The 24435-nt window shown below is 29.2% G+C and carries 23 protein-coding genes and 1 riboswitch; of the genes, 21 read left to right on the top strand and 2 right to left on the bottom strand.

Features of this window, described 5'->3' with window-relative positions; translation table 11 throughout:
- The first annotated feature begins 263 nt into the window (after nt 1-263).
- From pfkA to ACFYH6_RS16755, 6 genes are all read left to right on the top strand, one after another.
- The gene (gene pfkA / locus ACFYH6_RS16780; protein WP_316345509.1) at nt 264-1223 is read left to right on the top strand and encodes a 6-phosphofructokinase; all 960 of its coding nucleotides are present in this window, start codon (nt 264-266) and stop codon (nt 1221-1223) included.
- A gap of 95 nt (nt 1224-1318) precedes the next feature.
- A complete protein-coding gene (gene pyk, locus ACFYH6_RS16775; protein ID WP_316345508.1) occupies nt 1319-2737 on the top strand; it encodes a pyruvate kinase in 1419 nt (472 codons plus the stop codon).
- 637 nt (nt 2738-3374) lie between these two features.
- Nucleotides 3375-4742: a 23S rRNA (uracil(1939)-C(5))-methyltransferase RlmD gene (gene rlmD / locus ACFYH6_RS16770; protein ID WP_416179740.1), complete on the top strand. Its 1368-nt coding sequence runs from the start codon at nt 3375-3377 to the stop codon at nt 4740-4742.
- A 465-nt stretch (nt 4743-5207) separates the two neighbouring features.
- A complete protein-coding gene (locus ACFYH6_RS16765) occupies nt 5208-5843 on the top strand; it encodes a TetR/AcrR family transcriptional regulator (RefSeq protein WP_416179739.1) in 636 nt (211 codons plus the stop codon).
- A gap of 27 nt (nt 5844-5870) precedes the next feature.
- On the top strand, nt 5871-6527 hold the full coding sequence (locus ACFYH6_RS16760) for an alpha/beta fold hydrolase (RefSeq protein ID WP_416179738.1): 657 nt from the start codon (nt 5871-5873) through the stop codon (nt 6525-6527).
- Nucleotides 6528-6611: 84 nt separating this feature from the next.
- Complete coding sequence (locus tag ACFYH6_RS16755; protein WP_416179737.1) at nt 6612-7475, top strand: aminoglycoside 6-adenylyltransferase; 864 nt, start codon at nt 6612-6614, stop codon at nt 7473-7475.
- Between the two features lie 100 nt (nt 7476-7575).
- On the opposite strand, the gene ACFYH6_RS16750 is transcribed toward ACFYH6_RS16755, so the two are convergent.
- On the bottom strand, nt 7576-8175 hold the full coding sequence (locus ACFYH6_RS16750; protein WP_416179736.1) for a hypothetical protein: 600 nt from the start codon (nt 8173-8175) through the stop codon (nt 7576-7578).
- Between the two features lie 678 nt (nt 8176-8853).
- Here ACFYH6_RS16750 and ACFYH6_RS16745 point away from each other — a divergent pair.
- The 6 genes from ACFYH6_RS16745 to ACFYH6_RS16720 all read left to right on the top strand — a co-directional run bounded on the left by ACFYH6_RS16745 (nt 8854) and on the right by ACFYH6_RS16720 (nt 14221).
- Nucleotides 8854-9246, top strand: a complete 393-nt coding sequence (locus tag ACFYH6_RS16745) for a hemerythrin family protein (RefSeq protein WP_316345128.1) — start codon at nt 8854-8856, stop codon at nt 9244-9246.
- A gap of 647 nt (nt 9247-9893) precedes the next feature.
- The gene (locus tag ACFYH6_RS16740; protein WP_416179735.1) at nt 9894-11243 is read left to right on the top strand and encodes a radical SAM protein; all 1350 of its coding nucleotides are present in this window, start codon (nt 9894-9896) and stop codon (nt 11241-11243) included.
- 332 nt (nt 11244-11575) lie between these two features.
- Entirely contained in the window at nt 11576-11920 is a 345-nt protein-coding gene (locus ACFYH6_RS16735) for a YciI family protein (protein ID WP_416179772.1), read from the top strand.
- A 361-nt stretch (nt 11921-12281) separates the two neighbouring features.
- Complete coding sequence (locus ACFYH6_RS16730) at nt 12282-12839, top strand: sigma-70 family RNA polymerase sigma factor (protein ID WP_316343790.1); 558 nt, start codon at nt 12282-12284, stop codon at nt 12837-12839.
- Complete coding sequence (locus tag ACFYH6_RS16725) at nt 12832-13539, top strand: DUF4367 domain-containing protein (protein WP_416179734.1); 708 nt, start codon at nt 12832-12834, stop codon at nt 13537-13539. Before ACFYH6_RS16730 ends, ACFYH6_RS16725 begins: the two co-directional genes overlap by 8 nt.
- 25 nt (nt 13540-13564) lie before the next feature.
- Entirely contained in the window at nt 13565-14221 is a 657-nt protein-coding gene (locus ACFYH6_RS16720) for a hypothetical protein (protein ID WP_416179733.1), read from the top strand.
- Nucleotides 14222-14458: 237 nt separating this feature from the next.
- Here the strand turns inward: ACFYH6_RS16720 and ACFYH6_RS16715 are convergent, their stop codons facing one another.
- A complete protein-coding gene (locus ACFYH6_RS16715) occupies nt 14459-14668 on the bottom strand; it encodes a cold-shock protein (protein WP_416179732.1) in 210 nt (69 codons plus the stop codon).
- Nucleotides 14669-14869: 201 nt separating this feature from the next.
- Here ACFYH6_RS16715 and ACFYH6_RS16710 point away from each other — a divergent pair, with 201 nt between their 5' ends.
- From ACFYH6_RS16710 to ACFYH6_RS16670, 9 genes are all read left to right on the top strand, one after another.
- Nucleotides 14870-15673, top strand: a complete 804-nt coding sequence (locus tag ACFYH6_RS16710; RefSeq protein ID WP_316343794.1) for an alpha/beta hydrolase family protein — start codon at nt 14870-14872, stop codon at nt 15671-15673.
- A 417-nt stretch (nt 15674-16090) separates the two neighbouring features.
- On the top strand, nt 16091-17668 hold the full coding sequence (locus ACFYH6_RS16705; protein WP_316343795.1) for an ABC transporter substrate-binding protein: 1578 nt from the start codon (nt 16091-16093) through the stop codon (nt 17666-17668).
- Between the two features lie 68 nt (nt 17669-17736).
- Nucleotides 17737-18690, top strand: coding sequence for an ABC transporter permease (locus ACFYH6_RS16700; RefSeq protein ID WP_316343806.1), 954 nt, complete (start codon nt 17737-17739; stop codon nt 18688-18690).
- Between the two features lie 4 nt (nt 18691-18694).
- On the top strand, nt 18695-19576 hold the full coding sequence (locus ACFYH6_RS16695; protein ID WP_416179731.1) for an ABC transporter permease: 882 nt from the start codon (nt 18695-18697) through the stop codon (nt 19574-19576).
- Nucleotides 19576-20550: an ABC transporter ATP-binding protein gene (locus ACFYH6_RS16690; RefSeq protein WP_316343797.1), complete on the top strand. Its 975-nt coding sequence runs from the start codon at nt 19576-19578 to the stop codon at nt 20548-20550. The genes ACFYH6_RS16695 and ACFYH6_RS16690 overlap by 1 nt, the downstream gene beginning before the upstream one ends.
- Nucleotides 20551-20573: 23 nt before the next feature.
- Nucleotides 20574-21548, top strand: a complete 975-nt coding sequence (locus tag ACFYH6_RS16685; RefSeq protein WP_416179730.1) for an ABC transporter ATP-binding protein — start codon at nt 20574-20576, stop codon at nt 21546-21548.
- Nucleotides 21549-21653: 105 nt separating this feature from the next.
- Nucleotides 21654-21838, top strand: a riboswitch (Lysine riboswitch).
- A 140-nt stretch (nt 21839-21978) separates the two neighbouring features.
- A complete protein-coding gene (locus ACFYH6_RS16680) occupies nt 21979-22806 on the top strand; it encodes a transporter substrate-binding domain-containing protein (protein WP_316343799.1) in 828 nt (275 codons plus the stop codon).
- Nucleotides 22807-22874: 68 nt separating this feature from the next.
- Nucleotides 22875-23645 (top strand): amino acid ABC transporter permease, encoded by a 771-nt coding sequence (locus ACFYH6_RS16675; protein WP_316343800.1) that lies wholly within the window; start codon nt 22875-22877, stop codon nt 23643-23645.
- 12 nt (nt 23646-23657) lie between these two features.
- Nucleotides 23658-24392 carry an amino acid ABC transporter ATP-binding protein gene (locus ACFYH6_RS16670; protein WP_416179729.1) on the top strand — a complete coding sequence of 245 codons (735 nt, stop codon included), beginning with the start codon at nt 23658-23660 and terminating at the stop codon, nt 24390-24392.
- Nucleotides 24393-24435: the final 43 nt, after the last annotated feature.

Here is a 24435-nt window from a genome sequence, read left to right as displayed (position 1 = left end):
AAAATATTATTATTTAATATATAAATGCAATGATTTTAGGTTATAATATAACATATAAAGAATAAAAAAGTAGATAAAAATCAATTATTGTATTTATTTTAGTTGCATAAACTTAATTAAGCAAGTAAAATAAAAAAAGATGATAAAAAATAGTAAAAACTTATTAATGTGGTAACAATAAAATTATTATAGTAAATAAAAAATGGATAATTCCACATAAAGTGGGACAACCTTTGTCCCGGTGGTGTTAAGGAGGAAACAACATGAAAAAAATAGCTATTTTAACTAGTGGTGGAGATGCTCCAGGAATGAACGCAGCAATAAGAGCCGTTGTAAGAACCGCTTTACATCATGGTATTGAAGTAATGGGCGTTCAAAGAGGATATAGTGGCTTAATTAATGGAGAATTATTTCCAATGAATAGATCATCAGTTTCTGATATCATTCATAGAGGTGGTACTATATTAAGAACAGCTAGATGCCTTGAATTTAAAAAGGAAGAAGTAAGAGTAAGAGCTACTAAGATATTAAAGGCTTATGGTGTTGATGCATTAGTAGTAATTGGTGGAGATGGATCATTTACAGGAGCTAAGCTTTTATCAAAGCTAGGTGTTAAAACTGTAGGGTTACCAGGAACTATAGATAATGACTTAACTTACACTGATTTTACAATTGGATTTGATACAGCTTTAAATACAGTTATTGATGCAATAGATAAGATTAGAGATACATCAACTTCTCATGAAAGAGTATCAATAGTTGAAGTAATGGGAAGAGATTGTGGAGATATAGCTTTATATTCTGGTATTGCAGGTGGAGCTGAATATATAATTACACCAGAAAAAGGCTTTGATAAAGATGAACTTTGCAGAGTAATATTAGAAGGAAAACAAAATGGAAAAATACACAACTTAGTATTACTTGCAGAAGGTGTTGGTGGAGCTCAAGAATTAGCTAAATATGTTGAGGGAGTTACAGGAATTGAAACAAGAGCAACAGTATTAGGTCATATTCAAAGAGGCGGTAGCCCAACAGCTGCAGATAGAGTATTAGCTTCTAGAATGGGATCTAGAGCAGTTGAAGTTCTTCTAGAAGGAAAAACTTCAAGAGTAATAGGTATAAAAAATAATGAGATAATTGATCAAGATATAGATGAAGCATTAGCTTTAGATAGAAAGTTTGATGAAAAATTATTTGAAATAGCAAATGAAATATCATCTTAGGTTATAAATACTTGATTTGTTACTCAGAATATTAATATAAATTATTTAATGTGAACCCAAAAATTATTATATACTTAATCGAAGGAGTGTTATTAATGAGAAAAACTAAGATGATTTGTACTATAGGGCCAGCTAGTGAAAACCCAGAAATATTATCACAAATAATTGAAGCTGGAATGAATGCATCAAGACATAACTTTTCACATGGAGATCATGCAGAGCATGCAATTAGAATAAACTTAGTAAAAGACTTAGCTAAAAAACATAATAAAGAGATAGCTATAATGTTAGATACTAAGGGACCAGAAATCAGAACTGGAAAGTTTGAACCTAAAAAAGTTGAATTAAAAACTGGTGATAACTTTATAATATATGCTGGTGGAGATGTTGTAGGAGATACAACACAATGTACAGTAACTTATGAAGGCTTAGCTAATGATGTTAAATCTGGAGATACTATATTAATAGATGATGGTTTAGTTGGATTAAGAGTTGAATCTGTTGAAGGTAATAAAATTAACTGTAAAGTTATGAATACAGGTTTTGTAGGAACTCATAAGGGAGTTAATGTTCCTGGAGTTTCAATAAAATTACCTGCTTTAACAGAAAAAGATATAGCAGATTTAAAATTTGGTTGTGAAATAGGAGTAAACTTAGTTGCAGCATCATTTATAAGAAAGGCAGCTGACGTTGAAGCTATAAGAAAAGTTTTAGTTGAAAATGGTGGAGAAGACATTCAAATATTCTCAAAGATAGAAAACCAAGAAGGTGTTGATAATATAGATGCTATATTAGAAGCTTCTGATGGTATAATGGTTGCTAGAGGAGACCTAGGTGTTGAAATACCAATGGAAAAACTTCCAGCAGTTCAAAAAATGATAATACAAAAATGTAATGCTGCAGGAAAGCCAGTTATAACTGCTACTCAAATGTTAGATTCTATGATAAGAAATCCAAGACCAACAAGAGCAGAAGTATCAGACGTAGCAAATGCTATATATGATGGAACTGACGCAATTATGTTATCAGGAGAATCAGCAAATGGAGATTGGCCAGTAGAAGCTGTTCAAACTATGGCGAAAATAGCTATAGAAGCTGAAAAGCAATTAGATTATGAAATAGCTACTTCAAAAGCAAAAAGACATATACCTGCTATAGCAGGAGTTATTTCAAGAGCTGCTGCAAATGCTGCTTACGAATTACAAGCTTCAGCAATAATTTCATCAACACAAAGTGGAGCTACTGCAGGAAGATTATCTCAATGCAGACCAGATTGCCCAATAGTTGCTGTAACTCCAGATGAAAGAGTAGCTAAGAAGTTAGCATTATACTTTGGAGTTTATCCAGTTGTTTCAGGAAAAATGGAATCAACAGATCATATGATGGAAGAATCAGTGAAGGTTGCAGAAGAGCATGGATTTGTTGCAAAGGGAGATACAGTAGTAATTGCTGCAGGTGTTCCAGTAGATAAGATTGGTGCAACAAACTTATTAAAGATAAGTGTAGTAGAATAACTAGTAGTTAATAAGTAAGAGTTAATAGTTAAAATTTAGAGAATTGTGGTGCTAATTGATTAGCACCACAATTCTATTTTTATAAATAAGTATAAAACTTTAAACTTGTTAATTTAAAAAAATTATATTTCTTTGTCTAATAAATTTAAAATAAAAACAAATAATTGAAAATGATTATCATATAAATTCTAAAAAGTTATAATATAGTTAAAATATTGTATAATTATAGTATAAATAAAATATAAAAACAGATAATTAACAAAATGTTCACATTTATATTGATATATATTAAGTTATAATGTATATTATGTATTAAATAATGTAATAATATTATTATGGAATTAAATGGCAACTTAATTCTGGCTTTGGGCATCATATGATGCCTATTTTTTTATAATAAAATATAATTACTAATTTAAAATAAAGTAAGAGGATGTATCTTAACTAATAAAAACTTCATTAGTCATAAATCTTTTTATATATTGAAACTCCGAAAGGAGTTTTTACATTAATTTTACATTTTACATTCTTCATTTTACATTGTGCGACAGTACTTTGTTTTTTATATATTTTTATGCTATTATAAGATGAAACTTTAGAAATCATTAAATTTGCAAGGTTTTAAGAGGTGGATAATTTGGTTGAAAAGAACAATGAATATATATTAGATATAACAAGTATAGGATATGAAGGAGAAGGTATAGCTAAGATAGATGGATATCCTATATTTATAGAAGGCGCTATTTTAGGAGAAAAAGTAAAAGTTTTAATAGTTAAAGTTAAGAAAAATTATGCTTATGGAAAGCTACTAGAAGTAATTGAGGCTTCTAATGAAAGAGTAGAACCAAGTTGTAAGGTTTATAAAAGATGTGGTGGATGTACTGTTCAGCATATGAATTATAAAAAGCAATTAGATTATAAATTTGAAAGAGTTAAAGATTGCATATCAAAAATAGGTGGATTAGATAACTCATTAGTGAAATATCCTATAGGAATGGAAAATCCAGAAAGATATAGAAATAAGGTTCAATTACCAGTTGGAATTGTAAAGGGAGAACTAAGCATAGGGTTTTATGCACCAAGAAGTCATAATATTATAAACTTAGATACTTGCTTAATTCAAGATAAGATAGCTGATAAAGTTGCTGATCTTACTAGAAAGTGGATGAAGGAATATAATATATCTGCTGCTAGCATTGATGGAGTTTTTAATAAGAATGGTTTAATAAGACATATAATGATACGTAAAGGCTTTACTACTAATGAAGTTATGGTGGTTTTAGTATCAACAAGGGAAAAAATTGAACATATAGATAAATTTATAGAATTAATAAAAGATAATGTAGAAGGTATAAAGAGTATTATCTTAAATGTAAATAAGGAAAATACTAATGTTATCTTAGGACAAAAGTGTATAACCTTATGGGGAGAAGACACAATAACAGACTACATAGATAATTTTAAATTTAATATATCACCACTATCCTTCTTCCAAGTAAATCCTGTTCAAACAGAAAAGTTATATTCAAAGGCTTTAGAATATGCAAAATTAACAGGAGAAGAAACTGTTTTTGATGCATATTGTGGAACTGGAACAATAACACTTTTCCTTTCACAAAAAGCAAAAAAAGTTTATGGAGTTGAAATTATAGAGCCAGCTATTATTAATGCTAGAGAAAATGCAAGAATTAATAATATAGATAATGTAGAATTCTTTGTGGGAAAATCAGAAGAAATAATACCTGAATTGATAGATAAGGGTATAGTACCAGAGGTGATTGTTGTTGATCCACCGAGAAAAGGTTGTGATATTAAACTTCTAGATTCCATAGAAAAAGCTAAACCTAAAAGGTTAGTTTATGTTTCATGTGATCCGAGTACTTTAGCAAGAGATTTAAAAGTATTAGAAGAAAAAGGCTATAAGACTGAAATTGTTCAGCCTGTTGATATGTTCCCACATACAAGTCATATTGAAACAGTGGCATTGCTGGAAAAAGGAAGATAATTGAGTACTATCAAATAAAGTTCTTCATTAGATAAAAAGTTCTTCATAGCCAGAGAAATTCTTGAATCATTTCAAGATTTCTCTGGCTTTTTTTATGTCTTTTTTCCTAACTTTTTTCTATTTCAATTTCTCCAATTAATGGATTTTATAACTTTGTTAGTGAATTAGTTATTCTAAGAATATCTTAACACTGAGAAAAAAATATGAATTTTGAATATCATATTGACAGGTGAACGATTGATAACTTACAATTAAGGTGAACGATTGATAACTATAATAAAGGTAAAGAATAGATAAGATTATAACTTATTATTCAAGGTAGGATGTATTTACATATTTAATTGGAGAGGTAATACAAACATTATTTTTTATTTTATCTGATAGAGCCTTTCTAAAATATTTGTGATTTAGATTTTAAAAATTGTCCTTTTTTACAGGATACATAAAAACTACGAGGTGAATTATATGCAAAAGATAGATAGAAAAAAACAGATACTTACAGAGTGCCTTGCACTTTTCTCAAAACACGGTTATGACGGAGTTTCCATGAGAGATATTGCAAAGGCAGTGGGTTTTCGTGAGAGTGCATTGTATAAGCACTATAAAAGTAAGCAGGAAATCTTGGATTCAATTTTTATTGAAATGAAAACTCATTTTGAAGAAGCATCAAAAGCAATTAAATTACCAGAGGGTAATGATTTTTCTACGCTTGCCATGGAGTATAAAAATCAGGGATTAAATGAACTAAAAAAACAATGTTCCTCTTTATTCTTATACTGGCTTAAAGACCATCAGGCAGTACAGTTCCGTAGATTGTTGATGCTAGAACAGTTTCGTCACTCAGAAGCAGAAAACATACTGAGGGAGTTTTTGATAGACGGCGCATTACAATATCAAACTGCTTTATTTGAAAAAATGATTGATATAGACTATTTTAAAGAGGTTGACTCGGAAGTGTTGGCTCTGCAATTTTACTCTCCCATCTTTTTGCTTCTATGTAAATATGATGGTAAGCCTGAAAAAGAAAAAGAAGCGTTATCCATTTTAGAAAGACATGTGGATACATTTGATTCAACCTATAGGAATAATGAATTAAAATGAAAAAATATAAAAAAGGAGATGTAGGTAATGATATGCCGTGTTAACAATACTAATCTTTATTATGAAAAGTCTGGTACAGGAAGACCACTAATTCTAATACATGGAAATGGGCAAACTCATAAGATTTTTGATAAGGCAATACCCTTATTGGCAGAAAGATTTACAGTATACGCAATAGACAGTCGTGGGCATGGGCAGAGTGAAGCTGTTATGGAATATCACTATGATGATTTTGCAGAGGATATAAGGTGTTTTATTGAAGAGCTTAAACTTCAGGGAACCATTCTTTATGGATTCAGTGATGGTGGAATTATTGGATTGCTACTTGCAGCAAGATATCCACAACTATTATCTCAAATTATTATTAGTGGGGCAAACTTATCACCAGATGGTATTAGAACAGGGTGGCTCAAACTTTTTAAGTTCATAAATGCAATTGTGAAAGATCCAAAGATGACCATGATGCTAACTGAGCCCAATATTACAGAGGAAATGCTTAGTAGTATTATAATCCCTACTACTATACTGGCAGGAAGTCATGATATGGTGAAACAAAATCATACGAAGTATATTGCTGATAGCATTCCAAATAGTAAGCTTCACATTTTGAAGGGAGAAGGACATGGAAGCTATGTCTTACACAGCACAAAAATTGTAAAGCTAATTTTGGAGGCAATAAAGTAAAAGAAGTAATAAGAAAACCAGGTATAAACATAAGAAAAATCTAATTGAAAATAGAGAGTACTGTTAATACGGAGGCGTTTATTAATGATAACTTCAAAAATATTTTATGAAAACATGGAAAGAGATTTTGTTTCTTGGGCGCAAACAGTTGAAGATATAAGAGCAGCATTTATAGTGGGCTCTAGGGCACGTAATGATCATCCTGCAGACCAGTGGTCAGATATGGATATTATTTTCTTTACATCAAGACAGAATTATTATCTTTCAAATAACCAATGGCTTAACAATATGGGGGAAATCTGTACTTCATTTGTCTCTCAGACAGAAGGGGGCGACCATGAATGTCTTACACTATTTAATGGTGGATGGCAAGTTGATTTTGTTATTCATTCATTAGATGACTTAAGGTATATTGTAAATAAAAAAATTACGCCAGATAATTTTTATCGAGGAGTAAAAGTACTTATTGATAAAGATAATGTTGCAAATTATATTATGCCTCAATATAGTATGGCTCCTAAAGGGAATATTTTATCAGAAGAAAAGTTCTTACAATCTATAAATATGTTTTGGTTTATAGCCCTATATACAGCTAAACAAATACTAAGAAATGAATTATGGGTTGTAAAAGTGAGAGATAACAATATGAAAGAACTCCTTCTTCAGATGATAGAATGGCATGAAAAGACAGTAAATGGAAGTGGTTATGATACCTGGCATGCAGGTCGTTTCTTATGTGAATGGGCAAGTAAAGAAACTCAAATTGAGTTACAGAACTCATTTGGTCATTTTGAGAGGATTGACAGTTGGAAGGCTCTAATGGCTACGATAAACTTATTTAAACGCTTATCACATGATATATCCCAAAAAAAGAAATTTTCTTATCCATATGCTGTAGAAAAAAGTATTTGTGATTGGATTAATAAAAATAGAGAATATTTGGGCTAGAAGCAGTGGGAATATATCAAAGATAAAAAACGAATATAATTATTTCTTTTAAAGTTAGGAATGTAAATTACTTTACATTCCTAACTTATTTTTAATGTTATTAATTTTTACACTTCTTCTTAAATAAAATAGCTTGGTCCCAAATGACATTATAAGGGGCTGGACCAACTAATGTTTTTTGATTTAAATACAATCTAAATCCTATAAATGCTTCTTGACAATTATCCACTCCATAGCAGCATCCTTTTGGATTTCCTGTACTATAAGGGATAACAGCTACACAATCTCCGCAGCCTCTTCTAGCCATTTTATACACATAATAGTCATCGGATACTTCACAACCCTTAGGGAAAAACTCATTTGCTGATCCTTCACAATCTGGTGAGTAAATTACACTGACACCATTAATTTTTTCAGCACCATAGAAACTTGCATTATAGTAAACTGCTTCCCCAGTTTTAGTGTGATTAACTCCGTAGACAATTAAAAAATCCTCATCAGAGGTTAATTGGAAATTATTTGTTTTCAAGTACAAGGCATCTCTACTTTCTCCTAGCACATTTACATCCATTAGAATTGCCTCGAAACTTTCCATAACCCAAAGATTAGTGTTTAGATCTATAGCTTCATATTCATTACTATCATATTTTTCAAGAATTTTATATCTTAAATAATTTAAATCGAATCGAGCATCAGGCAAAAGATTAAATTCTTTTTTTCTCCTTCTTGAACTGTATAGCCTTGATTTTCTAATGAATTAATAAATTCTTTTACTTTTTTCTCGTTGTTCTCTTCACAATTACAATAATCATAAGTTTGATCCATTTTTTTACTCCTTTTTTACTTTTATGCATAGTGTACAAATTAAGAAGTAAACTACTGAGGGATATTTTATTAACTTTATGATTGCATTTTGCCCAAACAGTATTTATCCTTAGGCGTAACAACCCCACTTGGATAGGGGAACTTCTATCTGTATTATACATATTATTTATTCTTTATAGTTATTATTATATGCTGAAGGCATAGAGGAGGTGCTTCTCTAAATTTAGAGAAGAAATAGTTTAATATGAAATACCTTGAAGGATTTTAAGTGAATATTATAGCGTGGCTTAGTTCTCCTCAATTGTAGTATGAGGGGATTTTTAGGATACTGAATATTAATACTAAAGAAGTCAATATAATATATTGAAGTAGATTATAGTATTATTCTATAATTAGAAAGTAATTAATTCTGAGGAATATCAAGGGGAGATATTAATTTAAAACATTGGGGGAATTTATAAAAATATTATTTTGAATTAGGTATTGCAGGTGCAAATTTAATTAATAAAAAGATAAGAGTAAAAAATTCTACTTTTGAGAGAGGTATTGTAAAATGATTGAATGGAGTGACAAATATAAAACAGGCATAGAACTAGTAGATGAACAGCATAAGGAGTTATTTAGATTATTTAATAAAATATATGATTTATATTTAAATGAGTTCTTAATGGATAAATATGATCAAATAATTACAGCTGTTGAAGAATTAAAAGAGTATACTAAACACCATTTTAAAGCTGAAGAAGAATATATGGTTTCAATTAGATACAATAAATTTTTTGAACATAAATTAAAGCATGAAGACTTTATAAGAAAAATAGATACTATAGACTACAATATTATTGATAATAACCAACAAAGTGAATTACTTGATATATTAAAATTTGTTTCTAATTGGTTGATTGAGCATGTTATAACAGTAGACAAGCAAATACCTGTAAAGTAAAATTAAAATCAAAATAATACATAAAATGTGAGTTTAAAATACCATTTATATTAATCCATGACTTCCTCAGATTAATAAATAAAATTTATAAAGTAAGTATTATTTTTAATCTTTATTAAATTAAGCTATATTTAAGAAATAATTCTTATTTATTGTTCCGTAATTTTTTTATTAAATTATCTTAGATAAATTGGTTTCTAATGGAAGCTTAATATAATATAAATTTTCCTTATTTAGAAGTTGAATCTAATAATGAATAAATGCAATATCATGAATTGTGATTTCTAGAACAAATAATTGATATAAATACTCTTCTTTAATAATTTCAATTCAAGTAAGCTCTTTCTTAATTCTTTAATATAATCTTAAAGTAATCTATGAATAATACCCAAACAAACTACAAGTTGATTTTTATATTATACATTAAATTTTTCTTTAGAAAGTTAATGTATAAATTAATAATAAATACTTTTCATGTAATTATTTATTATTAAAAAAATATAAAATATTATAAATTTGTAATAAATAAGTATCAATATAAATAATGTTAAAAATATGTAAAGTATGGATATTGAGTAAAATTTAGTGATAAATATGTTATAATATAGGTGGAATTTAATTTTTTGCTTAAGTAAGGAGGGAAATATATGGGATTAACTCATACGGCAGCAAGGAAGGCATTAGGTGTAACTATAGATGGTATATTGAAATATGTAAATAAAGATAAAGAAAAAAATTTATTGAAATTAGTAGATATATCAGAACAATTTCTAGATGGGACTTTTAGTAAGGAAGCTTTTGATGGAGCTAGAAATCTTATAAAAGATCCTAATGGAAAGTGGATGAAATATTTAGACAGAGCACTAAATGAATTAAATCCGCATGTTATAAAAATGACAGCTTTAAATTTAGGATTTGAAGCAGGTTTTAGTGGATACAAAAAAACACTAGAATTGCAAAAAAAGTATAACTGTAATATACCGTGGATTATACTTATGGATCCAACTAGCGCTTGTAACTTAAAATGCACAGGATGTTGGGCAGCAGAATATGGACATAAACTAAACTTAAGCTTTAAGAATTTAGATAGTATTATAACTCAAGGAAAAGAGCTTGGAATTTATTTTTACATGCTTACTGGAGGTGAGGCATTAGTTAGAAAAAAAGATTTAATTAAGTTATGTGAAAAACATAATGATTGTGCTTTTCATGCTTTCACTAATGGTACTTTAGTAGATAGAGAACTTTGTGAAGAGATGGTCAGAGTTGGAAACTTATCATTATCTATTAGCCTTGAAGGATTTGAGGAAGTTAATGATGATAGAAGAGGAAATGGAATTTTCAATAAAGTAATGGATACTATGGATTTATTAAAAGAATATGGATTAATCTTTGGTACTTCTATATGCTATACCAGAAAAAATATAGATGTAGTAACATCTGATGAATTTTTAGATTTAATTATTGAAAAAGGATGTAGATTTACTTGGTATTTCCACTATATGCCTGTTGGAAATGAGGCTGATATAGACTTATTACCAACAAGTGAGCAAAGAAAGTATATGTACAAGAGAGTAAGAGAAATTCGTTCAATGGAAGGTGGAAAACCTATATTTGCAATGGATTTCCAAAATGATGGAGAATTCGTAGGTGGATGTATAGCAGGGGGAAGATGTTATTGCCATATAAATCCTAATGGAGATGTGGAACCATGTGTATTTATTCATTATTCTAATGCTAATATACATGATAAGAGTCTTTTAGAATGCTTAAAGCAACCTATTTTTATGGCTTATAGAGAAGGACAACCTTTTAATGAAAATCATTTAAGACCTTGTCCTATGCTAGAGAATCCAGAGTGTTTACAAGAAATTGTTAAGAAGACAGGAGCTAAATCAACAGATCTTATATCCCCAGAATCAGTAGAGCACCTATGTGGAAAGTGTATAGAATACTCAGAGAATTGGGGAAAAGTTGCAGATAAGCTGTGGAAATAAATTATAAAAATATAGATAAAAGAGGGGACTGACCAACTAAAAATTAGTGGCCAGTCCCTTTTTGTATATATAGCTTAGTTGAAACATAACAATTACTAGTTTTCATTAATTTATTTAAATTTTCATTCATTTTGGTAGTGTTACTAGAGGTTACTGAAGTAGCGAATATTAGAAAATTGATAATATTATTGAATTATTATTGTAAGTATATGAATTATTATTGTAAGTATATGAAGGATTATATAAAATTATAATAAGATTAAATGTTGAAATTAAATAAACTTTATTACAAGAATTAATTAAATGTATAAGGAGGAATAGTTTTGTTATTTATGTTGATTGTGAAAGCATCAAAGAATTCTGAAGCTGGAAATCTACCAAGCTCTGAGCTTATTGAAGCTATGAACAAGTACAATGATGATTTAGTTAAGGCTGGAGTACGGGTTATGGCTAAAGGACTTCAACCAAGTTCTAATGGGATTCGCATATCATATCCTAAACCAGGGGAAAAGCCTGTTGTTACAGAGGGGCCGTTTACTGAAACAAAAGATTTGATTGCTGGTTTTATTCTTATTGATGTAAATTCTAGGGAAGAAGCTGTGGAATGGGCTATGAATATGCCTGATCCTCAAGGATATGGAGAAGGTCAGATTGAATTACGTCAAGTGTTTGATTAAGTACTAATAGATGTATTTAATTATTCAATTAGCAGATAGACAAGAAATTGAAAGAATTTATAACTCTCTGATTCAAGAGGAAAGATTAGATAAGTAAAAATCATGGCTAGATAATAGTGAAAGTGCAATAGAGTAGTATTTATTCTGTTGCACTACTTTTTTATGGATAAAGTACGATAAAGAAAATATAAAATAGAGGATTGAAAATATTTGAAGTTTTCATACTTAACATATAATTATGTATTTACTAATATTTCTTAAATAGATATATAAAGGAATAAAAAAATTATTTAAAATAGGGAGCGGGAAATTAATTGGATACGTCTAATAAGTGTAAGCACCACAAGAAAGGAGGTAACTTATGGATTCCCTTTCGGTACCAAAGGAGAATAAATCGGTTAAAGGACAGAATATAGAAAAAGAAATTCAAAGATTAATGGATACTTATGGTAACGATGTATTAAGGACATCTTATATGTATCTGAAAAACTTACAGAATGCTGAGGATGCTTTCCAAGAAGTGTTTATTAGGGTTTTTAATAAACTTGAAAGTTTTAAAGGGGAAAGCAGTGAAAAAACATGGATAATTAGAATAACCATTAATGTATGCAAAGATATGTTACGTAGTTCATGGCTCAAGAGAGTGCTGCTTACTGATAAGTTGAAAGATAAGAATGTAAATATAGGAATTGAAAACAGAATTATTAAAATAGAAGAAAATAAAATTTTATTTGAAGAGGTAATGTCCCTATCACATCGATTTAAAGAGGTTATAATACTTTACTACTACCATAATTGCAATACAGCGGAAATAAGTAAAATTTTGAATGTTGCTGAAGGAACTGTAAGAAGTAGACTACACAGAGCAAGAGAAATACTTAAAACCAAGTTAGGAGGGAGGATTGATTGGAGTGAATAAAATCAGGGACTTTAAAAATATAGCGGATGATATCATGAAAGATGTAAAAGTTGATGAAGATCTTAAGAAAAAGACCTTGCAAAAATGTCTAAAGAAAAATTATAGGCCAATCAACAAAGTACTGATAGTAGCTGCATGTTTTCTCTTAATTATTGGAATAGCAAATATATCTCATATCCTGCCATTAAAGAATCAAGAGAATCTAGATATAACTCCTGAAAATAATCTTATGATGAGTGTTGATGATACTGAGTCAATTCCAGAGAATTCTGGTAACAATATACTAAATGCTGAGGAAGAGAAAAGCTGGGTTATAGATACACTTGATAATGCAAAAGGAGATTTTGAAAGTACTTTTATTATACCTACTTATATTCCAGAAGACTATGAGCTTGAAAAAATTAATGCATATGGTTTTGAGGAAGGAAAGGCATATAAAATTATTCTTAATTACTTTTCAGGAGATAAATCTTTTATGATTATTCAAGAAAAAGGACAAGTAGAAAATAAATTTGCTAATTATGAAGAATTTGATATTAATGGAACTATAGGGTTTCTAAATAAGAATATATCAACAGAGGGAGAAAATGAAGACAGTATGAATATTGAGCTACATTGGTTTAAAGATGAGGTTCACTATTTAATTAGTGGATTAATAACACAAGAAGATGCTATTAAGATTGCAAGATCTATGAAATAAAAAATAAATTGGAGGTATGATTTTTATGAAAAAAATTAATATTTTAAGGGCTCTTATTTTTGGAATAGGTATAACTGTATTATCATCCAATGTAGTGTTTGCAGAAACAAATCAAGATAATAAAAATGCTTATCAAACCATAGAAATTGCTGTTGTTGACGAGAACTTAGCTAAAAAGCAAGAAGAAATTGATTATATTGTATTTAATAAGAATAGTAAGGAAATTGAGGAAAAAGGCTTCACTGTAGTAAGTACGGGGATGGTTAATAAATTTGTAGAGGTTAGAATAGAACCTTATAATGAAGAAAATGCTGAATATCTATATAGTATTCTTGGAAGAGATATGGTTAATGTTGTTGATGGTAAAGAAGCAGCACTACTTGAAACAGATGAAGTTTCTCCAGATGTTGATTTATCAAGTCCATCATTTTCTGCTACAGCAATTGATGAGAATATATTAAATAAACAAAGGGAGATTGACCAATATGTAATTGAAGGACAAGAAGCTATTTCAGATGACATTATTTACTACGATACTACTGCTGAACTTTATAATACAACAACTGCTGTTAAGGAAGAGAAATCTAGCGGCTTGACATTACCTTTATTAATAGTTTCTGTTTGTGCACTTGGTGGCGTTGCTATTCTATCAACAAGAAAAAAAGCTAATTATAAAAGATAGTTTTAGAAATATAGGTAGCAGTAAGTATTTATACTTGCTACTACCTATAATTTTACTTAAATCAAAATGGAAAGTATGAATAAGTTTATAAAGGGCGGAAAATATTATGAGGATTAGAAATGTATGATTAGTAATGAAGGATTAACTTAATATGATTAAGGTTAAGTTAATAGAAGTGAATATATTAGGTACTATTATATATTAAAAAAAGCATCTCATAAGAGGTGCTTTTTTAGATTATAATTTTTGTACGTTCACAGCCATAGGTCCTTTTTCATTTTCTGTAATGTTGAAGGTTACATTTTCGCCTTCATGTAAAGATTTTTCAGAACCTTTCTCTTTAATTTGTGAGTAATGTACAAATACATCATTCCCTTCATTGCATGATATGAAACCATACCCCTTTTCACAATTGAACCATTTAACTACTCCTGTTATTTCTGCCATGATTTATCCTCCTTACTATATATATCATTAAATAGTATCTGCTAAAATTAATATTTTAAAACCTTTGTAAATAAAAAACGATTTGATATAAAAAATTATTAATGAATATATGGAAAATCATTATTATTTAATATGAATTATATACAGTCGAATTTTTTAGGTATATAATAACATAATAAAATAGTTTTTAGGAGGATAGGCATGGTTTTATTTGAAGTAAACTATTTCTCAAATACCTTAGGAATTAATACTAAGTTAAATGTACTTTTGCCTCAACAAAAGTCAAATGAAATAGATGCTAAGGAAAGTATTAATAAGAAAGGACAACCAGTATTATATTTATTACATGGTATGGGAAATGATGAAAGTGTTTGGATGCGTAGAACATCTATAGAAAGATATGCATCACAATACGGATTTGCTGTAGTAATACCTACAACTCAATTAGGTTGCTATACAGATACTACATATGGAGCTAAATATTGGACTTACATATCAGAAGAACTACCTAAGTTTTGCAAAGAATATTTCAACAACTTTTCAGATAGAAAAGAAGATACTTTTGTTGCTGGTGTTTCTATGGGGGGGCATGGTGCTCTTAAATTAGCATTAACTCATCCTGAAAAGTTTAAGGCAGCAGCATCATTATCAGGTCCTTTAAATATAGCTAGTGAATCAATGACAGAAGGCTTTAAGAATAAAAGAAAGTCTTTTTGGGAAGGAGTATTTGGACCATTAGAAAATATTAAAGGGTCAAAAAATGACTTAATATATCTTTTAGATTCCTTGTCAAAAGATAATGAAATTAATAATTTACCCAAAATATATTCTTGGTGTGGTACAGAGGACTTTCTATATAAAAATAATCAGGAAATGGAAGAAAAAATGAAGGCTTTAGGAGTAGATTCTGAATTTAATTACTCAGAAGGAGAGCATAATTGGTCTTGTTGGGATAGAGAAATACAAAATGTATTAAGATGGTTTGATGAAATAAGAAATAAATAAAAAATACGAATACATGTTAATAAATTTAAATAAAAATAGATAAGCCTATTTTTATTTAAATTTCATTGACAAAAAATAATAATGTTCATATAATATGGATATAATGCTAAAAAGTAATCCGATAGGGATTATGTGTAATCTTAATAAAGGTAGATTTAGTAAGGCTTTGAAAGAAAAAGTTCTTTGTTTCTCAAGTATTAATTGCACCTTAATTAGAGTGTAATAATAAAATAGAAGGAGTTTCTTATTATATTAAATAGATTAAGGATTTATATTATTTTATAACAATTAAAGAGGAATAGGGTTTATTTAACTTCGGATCTTAATAAGAGACGATTTTTTATTATAGTGGAATTTATAAAAAGACTATACTATAAATATCTTTTGCTAAAAATAATTATTTTATGGAGGGTAAATATGAAATTTAAGAAAATATCAAAATTATTAACAGTAACAATAGCTACAGCAATGTTATTAGCAGCTTGTGGTAATAAAGTAGATAATAATAGCAATACAGGAGGAACTTCCTCACAATCTGATTCATTTATATACGGTATTGCTGGGGATCCAGGAAACTCAGTAAATGTTATAACAACTAGTGATCGTTATGGATTAATGACTATAAAAGCATTATATTCACCTTTATATATGTATAATGCAGATGGAATTAATTATTTTCTTGCAGAAAGCATGACTCCATCAGAAGATAATTTAACTTATACAGCTAAGCTTAGAAAAGATGTTAAATGGAGTGATGGAGAAGCATTTACAGCTGATGATGTTGTGTTCACTTATGAACAAATGTTAAAAGAAGAAAATGCAGGATGGGCATATAGCCAATTAATTTTTAATGGAAAACCAGTAAAAGTTGAAAAAGTAGATGATTATACAGTTAACTTCATACTTCCAGAAGTTAGTGCTCCAGCTATGGAACTATTAGCTAATATATTCATTATGCCAAAGCATATTTATGAAGGAGAAACTAATTTTGAAAATAGTGAAAAGAATGCTACACCAGTAGGAACTGGTCCATATAAATTAGCAGAATATAAAGCAGGACAATATGTTAAGTTTGAAAAAAATGAACATTACTTCCTTGGTGAAGCCAATATACAAAATGTAATATTTAGAATAATACCAGATGCTAATACAGCTAAACTTGCTTTACAAAAGGGTGAAATAAATGCTTTATCTGTTCAATCTAGTGATTTAACTGATTTAACAAAAGGAGATAATTTAACTCCATATAAGTATGATGAAGGTAGAGTTGCTTATGTAGTTATTAATTCAAACTCAAAAAAATTACAAGATAAAAAAGTTAGACAAGCTATTTTTTATGGAATGAATAGAACAGATTTAATAAATGCTGCTTTTGGTTCAAAGGAATATGCAGAGGAAGCTTATACATTCTTACCAAACGGGAACCCATTCCATACAAATGATGTTGAACAATATAATTTTGATCAAGAAAAAGCTAAAAAGTTATTAGAAGAATCAGGGGTTACCAATTTAACAGTTAAGCTTGGATATACTTCAAATGATGTTCCATCTCAAAAAGAAGCTACAATAATTCAACAAAATCTTAAAGCAATAGGTGTTAATGTAGAATTAGCAGGACAAGAAGGAACAGCTTTAAGTCAACAAATGCTTAATGAAGATTCAGATTATGATATGTTTATTGGTGGATACATCATGGGAATAGATCCAGATACATTTAACTCATTATTTACTTCAGAAAGTAAATACAATTATAGTCACTATAAAGACAAGGAAATTGATGACTTATTTAATGCTGGTAGAGTTGAAACTGATGAAGCAAAAAGAGTTGAAATATATAATAAAGTTCAACAAAAATTACAAGATAACGCATACTTCTATCCAATGTTAGAAAACAAGAGAATAGTAGTTATGAGTTCTAATGTAACAGGAGTTGATGAAGCTAAATTAGTACCAGTTTATACTTTTGAAGATATGTCAAAATTAAGCTTTAAGTAGAATTTTAATTTTAATGAAGGTGCTGCATATTGCAGCACCATATAATTTTTGTCGGGGAAGTGATAATGATGGCTAAATACATTTTAAAGAGAATACTTCAAGCTATTCCTTTAATACTACTAATTTCAATAATTTGTTTTACATTAATTCAATTAGCACCATACAATGCCATTGATACAATGATTACTCCAAAAATGTCCCAGGAAACTGTAGAGCTTATAAAAGCAAAATATGGTTTTGATAAACCTGTATATATGCAATATTTATTATGGCTTAAAGGAATTTTTAGTGGACAATTTGGATATTCAATAATTACTCATGAAAGCATATCTAATGATTTAATAGCAAGAATTCCAGCAACTGCTATATTAGTATTCCCGTCTTATTTAATCGCATTTATAATTTCAATAGTTTTAGGCTTATTAGCAGGATCTAATAAAAATAAATTGGTAGATAAAATTATAGATGGATTTTGTTCTATTGGAATAGCTATTCCTAGCTTTTGGTTTGCAATGATTATGATATTTATCTTTGGATATAAGTTTTCAATATTACCTATATTAGGAATGAACACTATTGGAAGAGAAGGATCAATAGGAGATTTCTTATTACACTTTGTAATGCCTTGTATAGTTTTAGTAGTAGCCTTTTTACCTGATTTAATAAGATATGTGAGATCTTCTACAATAGGACAAGTTTCTGAAGACTATGTTATGGTTCAAGAAGCTTTTGGAGCAAGTAAATCAGAAATATTATTTAAACACGTTTGTAAAAATGTGCTTTTACCTATAATTACAAAACTAGGAATGGCTCTCCCTATGCTTATTACAGGAGCCATGATAACAGAAACTGTTTTTGGATGGCCAGGAGTTGGACCTTATTTCGTAAATGCTGTAAGATCTTTAGATTATCCAATTATTATGGCAATTCTATTGCTATCATCAACTTTAGTTATACTAGGAAACTTATTGTCAGATATACTTTATTCATTAATAGATCCTAGAATAAAGGAAATGAGGTAGCGTAATGGAAAATAGAAAATTAAAAAATAGAAGATTAAAAAATAGAAGATTAAAAAACTTTGAAGATGAAATTAAGCATAATAAGAGTGCTTTATTTGCTATGTTATTTTTAATATTTATAGTATTTATATCAATATTTGCCTTTATAATTCCAATAGATCCTGACTTAACTAATACATCTAATATTCTTCAATCACCTAGTTTAGCTCATATATTTGGAACTGATGAATTAGGAAGAGATTACTTTGTTAGAACTGTATATGGAGGAAGAGTTTCATTAACAGTAGGAATTTTAGCTATGATTATATCTACTAGTATTGGAGTAGCTGTAGGAACCATAAGTGGATATTATGGAGGAAAGATAGATAATATTTTAATGAGAATTGTTGATATAATATCATCTATTCCATGGATGATATTAGTAACAGTAATAAGTATATTTTTAAAACCAGGATTACAAGCAATTATAATAGTTATAGGTTTATTTTCATGGATGGAAACTTCAAGATTAGTACGTGCAGAAACTCTCTCAATTAAAGAAAGAGAATATGTGCTTTATGCAAAATCTATTGGAGAAGCTTCAGGGAAAATAATATTTAGACATATTATACCTAGCGTTTTTCCAACAATAATTATTGCTTCAACATCTAGTATTGCAGGTGCAATAATGACTGAATCTTCCCTAAGCTTTTTAGGCCTTGGAATTCAGCCGCCAATGTCATCTTGGGGAAACCTTCTTCAAAATGCACAAACTAATCTTCAAAGTGCCTTATATATGGCATTAATACCAGGGATATTAATAATTTTAACTATATATTCATTCAATAAATTAGGAAATGTATTAAGAGTCCTTGTAGAACCTAAAATTTCAGGAGGTGAGAACTAATGGATAGAGATAATAGCCTTCTTAGTGTAGAGAATTTAAAAACCAATTTTAATATTAAAGATAAGAAAATTGAAGCTGTAAGAGGTGTAAGCTTTAATGTTAATAAAGGTGATATATTAGGGATAGTTGGAGAATCAGGAAGTGGTAAAAGTGTTCTTATGAAATCTGTAATGAATATATTACCTGAAAATGCGAAAATAGAAGAGGGAAAAGTTTATTTTAATAATATAGATATTTCAAGCATGAGCAAAAAAGAATTGCAAAGTATTAAGGGAAAAGAAATAGCTATGATTTTTCAAGATCCTATGACTGCTTTAAATCCATTAAAAAAAGTAGGAGATCATTTAATAGAAGTATTAGTGAGACATAAAGGCATAAATAAGAAAGCAGCAAAGATAATAGCATTAGACATTTTAAAGCAAGTAGGAATACCTATGCCAGAAAAGAGAATAGATCAATATCCTCATGAATTTAGTGGAGGGATGCGTCAGAGAGTTTTAATAGCCATGGCATTAGCATGTAATCCTAAGCTTTTAATTGCAGACGAGCCTACTACAGCCCTTGATGTAACTATACAAGCTCAGATTTTACAGTTATTAAAGAACTTAAAAGAAATTAATGATATGTCAGTTATATTAATAACTCATGATCTTGGAGTAGTAGCAAGCCTTTGCAATAGAGTAATTGTAATGTATGGTGGATTAATAATGGAAGAGGGGCTTGTGGAGGAAATTTTCTATGAAGCTAAACATCCATATACTAAGGCTTTACTTAATTCAATACCTAAAATAGAAGATGATGAAAAAGCAAGACTTAAGCCTATAAAAGGTTCTGCACCATCTCTATTAAATCCACCAAAGGGTTGTCCTTTTGCAAATAGATGCGAATTTGCCTTTGAAAGATGTTTTCAAGAAATGCCTAATTATAAAAACTTTAGTGAAACACATAGATCAATGTGCTTTTTAGAAAAATAAATCTAAGATTGGGAGGTGTTAGAATGTCTAATGATATATTAATAGAAGTAAAGAATTTAAAAAAGTATTTTCCAGTAAAAAATGAGTTTTTAAGTGGGGAAAAAAAATACGTTAAAGCAGTAGATGGAGTTTCTTTTAATATTAAAAAAGGAGAAACCTTCGGACTTGTAGGTGAATCAGGTTGTGGTAAATCAACTCTTGGAAGATCTATTACAAGGCTTTATGATACAACAGAAGGAGATATAATTTTTGAAGGAACAAATATAGCTAAGCTTTCTAAAAAAGAAATGAAAAACTTTTATAGTAAAATTCAAACTATATTTCAAGATCCATATTCATCTTTAAATCCGAATATGACAGTTGGAGAATTAGTAAATGAACCTTTAGCATTGCATACTAAATTAAATAAGGATGAAAGAAATAAAAAAATAAAAGAATTACTAGACATGGTTGGATTATCAGAGGCAGATATGGATAAGTTTCCTTATGAATTTAGTGGAGGACAAAGGCAGAGAATAGGAATTGCAAGAGCCATATCTACTGAACCAGATTTTATTCTTTGTGACGAGCCTATTTCTGCATTGGATGTATCTATTCAAGCTCAAGTGGTGAATATGTTAGAAGATTTGCAGAAAAAATTAAAACTAACATATCTTTTTGTTGCTCATGATTTATCTATGGTAAAGCATATTTCTGATAGAATAGGAGTAATGTATCTTGGAAAAATGGTAGAAATATCAGATAGTAATGAATTATATAAAAAGCCACTTCACCCATATACAAAAGGGCTTTTATCAGCTATACCAATAGCAGATCCTAAGAAGGCAAATAATTCAGAAATAACATTAATAAAGGGAGATGTGCCTAGCCCTATAAATATTCCATCAGGATGTAGATTTCATACTAGATGCCCTTATGCAACAGACATATGTAAGACTGTGGAACCTGAAATGAGAGAGATAGAAAAGAATCACTTTGTAAGCTGTCATTTATATTAAATTCACAATATTAAGTATTGTATAAAAAATGTGAAAATATATCTATTGACATAGGTGGAAAATAGTAGTAAAATGTATATAAAATTAAATAAATACCTCACTTAGCAGTGGGGTAGAGGCGCAGAATTTAACAGTCTTTAGTGGAGCTTGAGAGTGCTATGAAGCTATTGAGAAGGAAATTTTGCCGAAGCTTGTAATATATCTCGATATTACTTGCTGGGTCTGTAATTAATAGTTGCAGGACTGTCTTAATAAGCTTTCCCGGTTTATTAAGTTGTGCTATCTCAAATGGGAAGATGAGGGTTAAGTGTCTATGAATTGATCTTGAGCTTTATGGCTCAATTATTTTTTAGAGTATCTTATCCGAAATATTTAAGATAGCACCAACCGAGAGGTTGGTTTTTTTATTATCATAAAGGAGAGGATAAATATGAAGAAAAAATTATCATTATTAATTTTAGCTGTAGCAACAGCAGCACTAACATTAACAGGTTGCGGATCAAGTAATGCAAATAATTCTGGAGAAGATGTATTTAGAGTTGGAATGGAAGCAGGATATGCTCCATTTAACTGGACTCAAATGGATGATTCAAATGGAGCTGTAAAAATAGATGGAAGTTCTGAATATGCAGGAGGCTATGATGTAGAAATAGCTAAGAAAATAGCAGATAGCTTAGGTAAAAAATTAGTAATAGTTAAAACTGAGTGGGATGGACTTGTTCCAGCATTAACATCTGGAAAGATAGATGCAATAATAGCAGGTATGTCACCAACAGCAGAACGTAAAGAAACAATAGACTTTACAGATGTTTATTATAAATCAGATTTAGTAATGCTAGTTAAAAAAGGCAGTTCTTATGAAAATGCAGAAACATTAAAAGATTTTTCAGGTGCTAAAGTAACTGCTCAATTAAATACTTTCCACTATACAGTTATAGATCAAATTCCAAGTGTTAATAAAGTTACAGCAATGGACAACTTCCCTGCAATGAGAGTTGCACTTGAATCTGGAGTAATAGATGGATATGTAACAGAAAGACCTGAAGCATTAAGTGCACAAATGGCAAATGAAAACTTTAAAATGGTTGAATTTAAAGAAGGATTTGTGACTTCAGAAGAAGATACAGCAATAGCAGTTGGCCTTCAAAAGAATAGTGATTTAAAAGATAAGATAAATGAAACCTTAAAAGGAATTTCTGAGGAAGATAGATTGAAGATAATGGATGACGCAATTAAAAATCAACCAGCAGCTCAATAACAATAAAGGGGGTCAAACTGATTTATTATAATCAGTTGCCCCTATTTCACATATAAGGAGATTAGAAGATGACTCTAGAATGGTTAATAAAAATAATTACAAATAACTGGCCTATGTTTATACGTGGGGCAGGAATGACATTACTTATTTCTATAGTAGGTACTTTAATTGGTTCATTAATTGGACTTATTGTAGGAGTAATAAGAACAATACCAATACCTGAAAGAGGTATAAAAAAGGTATTATTAAAGATAATTAATATAATTTTATCAATTTATATAGAATTCTTTAGAGGAACTCCAATGATTGTTCAAGCTATGGTAATTTACTATGGTTCAGCAGCAGCCTTTGGAATAGATATTAATAAAATTGCAGCAGGTTTATTTATAGTTTCAATTAATACTGGAGCATATATGTCTGAAATAGTTAGAGGAGGTATTGTTTCTATAGATAAAGGTCAATTTGAAGCAGCTCAAGCTATTGGAATGAATCATTTTCAAACTATGACTAACATAGTATTACCACAGGTAATTAGAAATATATTACCAGCAACAGGTAATGAATTTGTAATTAACATAAAGGATACTTCAGTATTAAATGTTATTTCGGTTTCAGAGTTATTCTTCCAAACTAAGTCTATAGCTGGAAATAACTTTAGATATTTTGAATCCTTCTTTGTAGCATGTATATTATATTTCATAATGACATTTACAGTTACAAGAATACTAAGATATTTAGAAAAGAAAATTGATGGACCAGAAAACTATATAATATTAGGAAATCAAATGCAGGTTTCTAAAATAGAAGATAAAGCTAAGAAGAATAATATAATGGCTTAAGGAGGAATTAATATGGAAAAGATTATAGAAGTTAAGCATTTAAGTAAATCCTTTGGAGGCCATGAAGTTTTAAAGGATATTGATTTTTCAGTAAATAAAGGAGAAGTTATTTGTATAATAGGTTCATCAGGTTCTGGGAAATCTACATTATTAAGATGTATAAATCTTTTAGAAAAGCCAACAGGTGGAGAAATAATATATAAAAATGAAAATATATTAGATGATAATCATGATATATATAAATATAGAACTAAATTAGGAATGGTTTTCCAACAATTTAATTTATTTAATAATCACAATGTTTTAAGTAATTGTGTTGTTGGACAAGTAAAAGTTTTAGGAAGGTCTAAAGAAGAAGCAGAGAAAGTAGCAATGAAATACTTAGATATAGTAGGTATGGGTAATTATATAAATGCTAAGCCAAAACAATTATCTGGAGGACAAAAGCAAAGAGTTGCTATTGCAAGAGCTTTATCTATGGAACCAGATGTTATTTTATTTGATGAACCAACATCTGCTCTTGATCCAGAAATGGTTGGAGAAGTTTTAAAGGTAATGAAGGAATTAGCAGAAAGTGGACTTACTATGCTAGTAGTAACTCATGAAATGGGATTTGCTAATGAAGTGTCAGATAGAGTTGTATTTATGAATAATGGAGTCATAGAAGAAGAAGGAACTCCAGAAGAAATATTTAATAATCCTAAAAAGGAACGTACTAGAGAATTCTTAAAAAGAACATTTAAATAATATTAAAAATTAATAAGAGTTATTTCAGAATGACTTATGAAAT

The sequence above is a fragment of the Clostridium sp. HCS.1 genome (assembly GCF_047900555.1).
Taxonomy (GTDB): Bacteria; Bacillota; Clostridia; order Clostridiales; family Clostridiaceae; genus Clostridium.
This window is presented reverse-complemented; position numbering and strand designations above follow the sequence as displayed.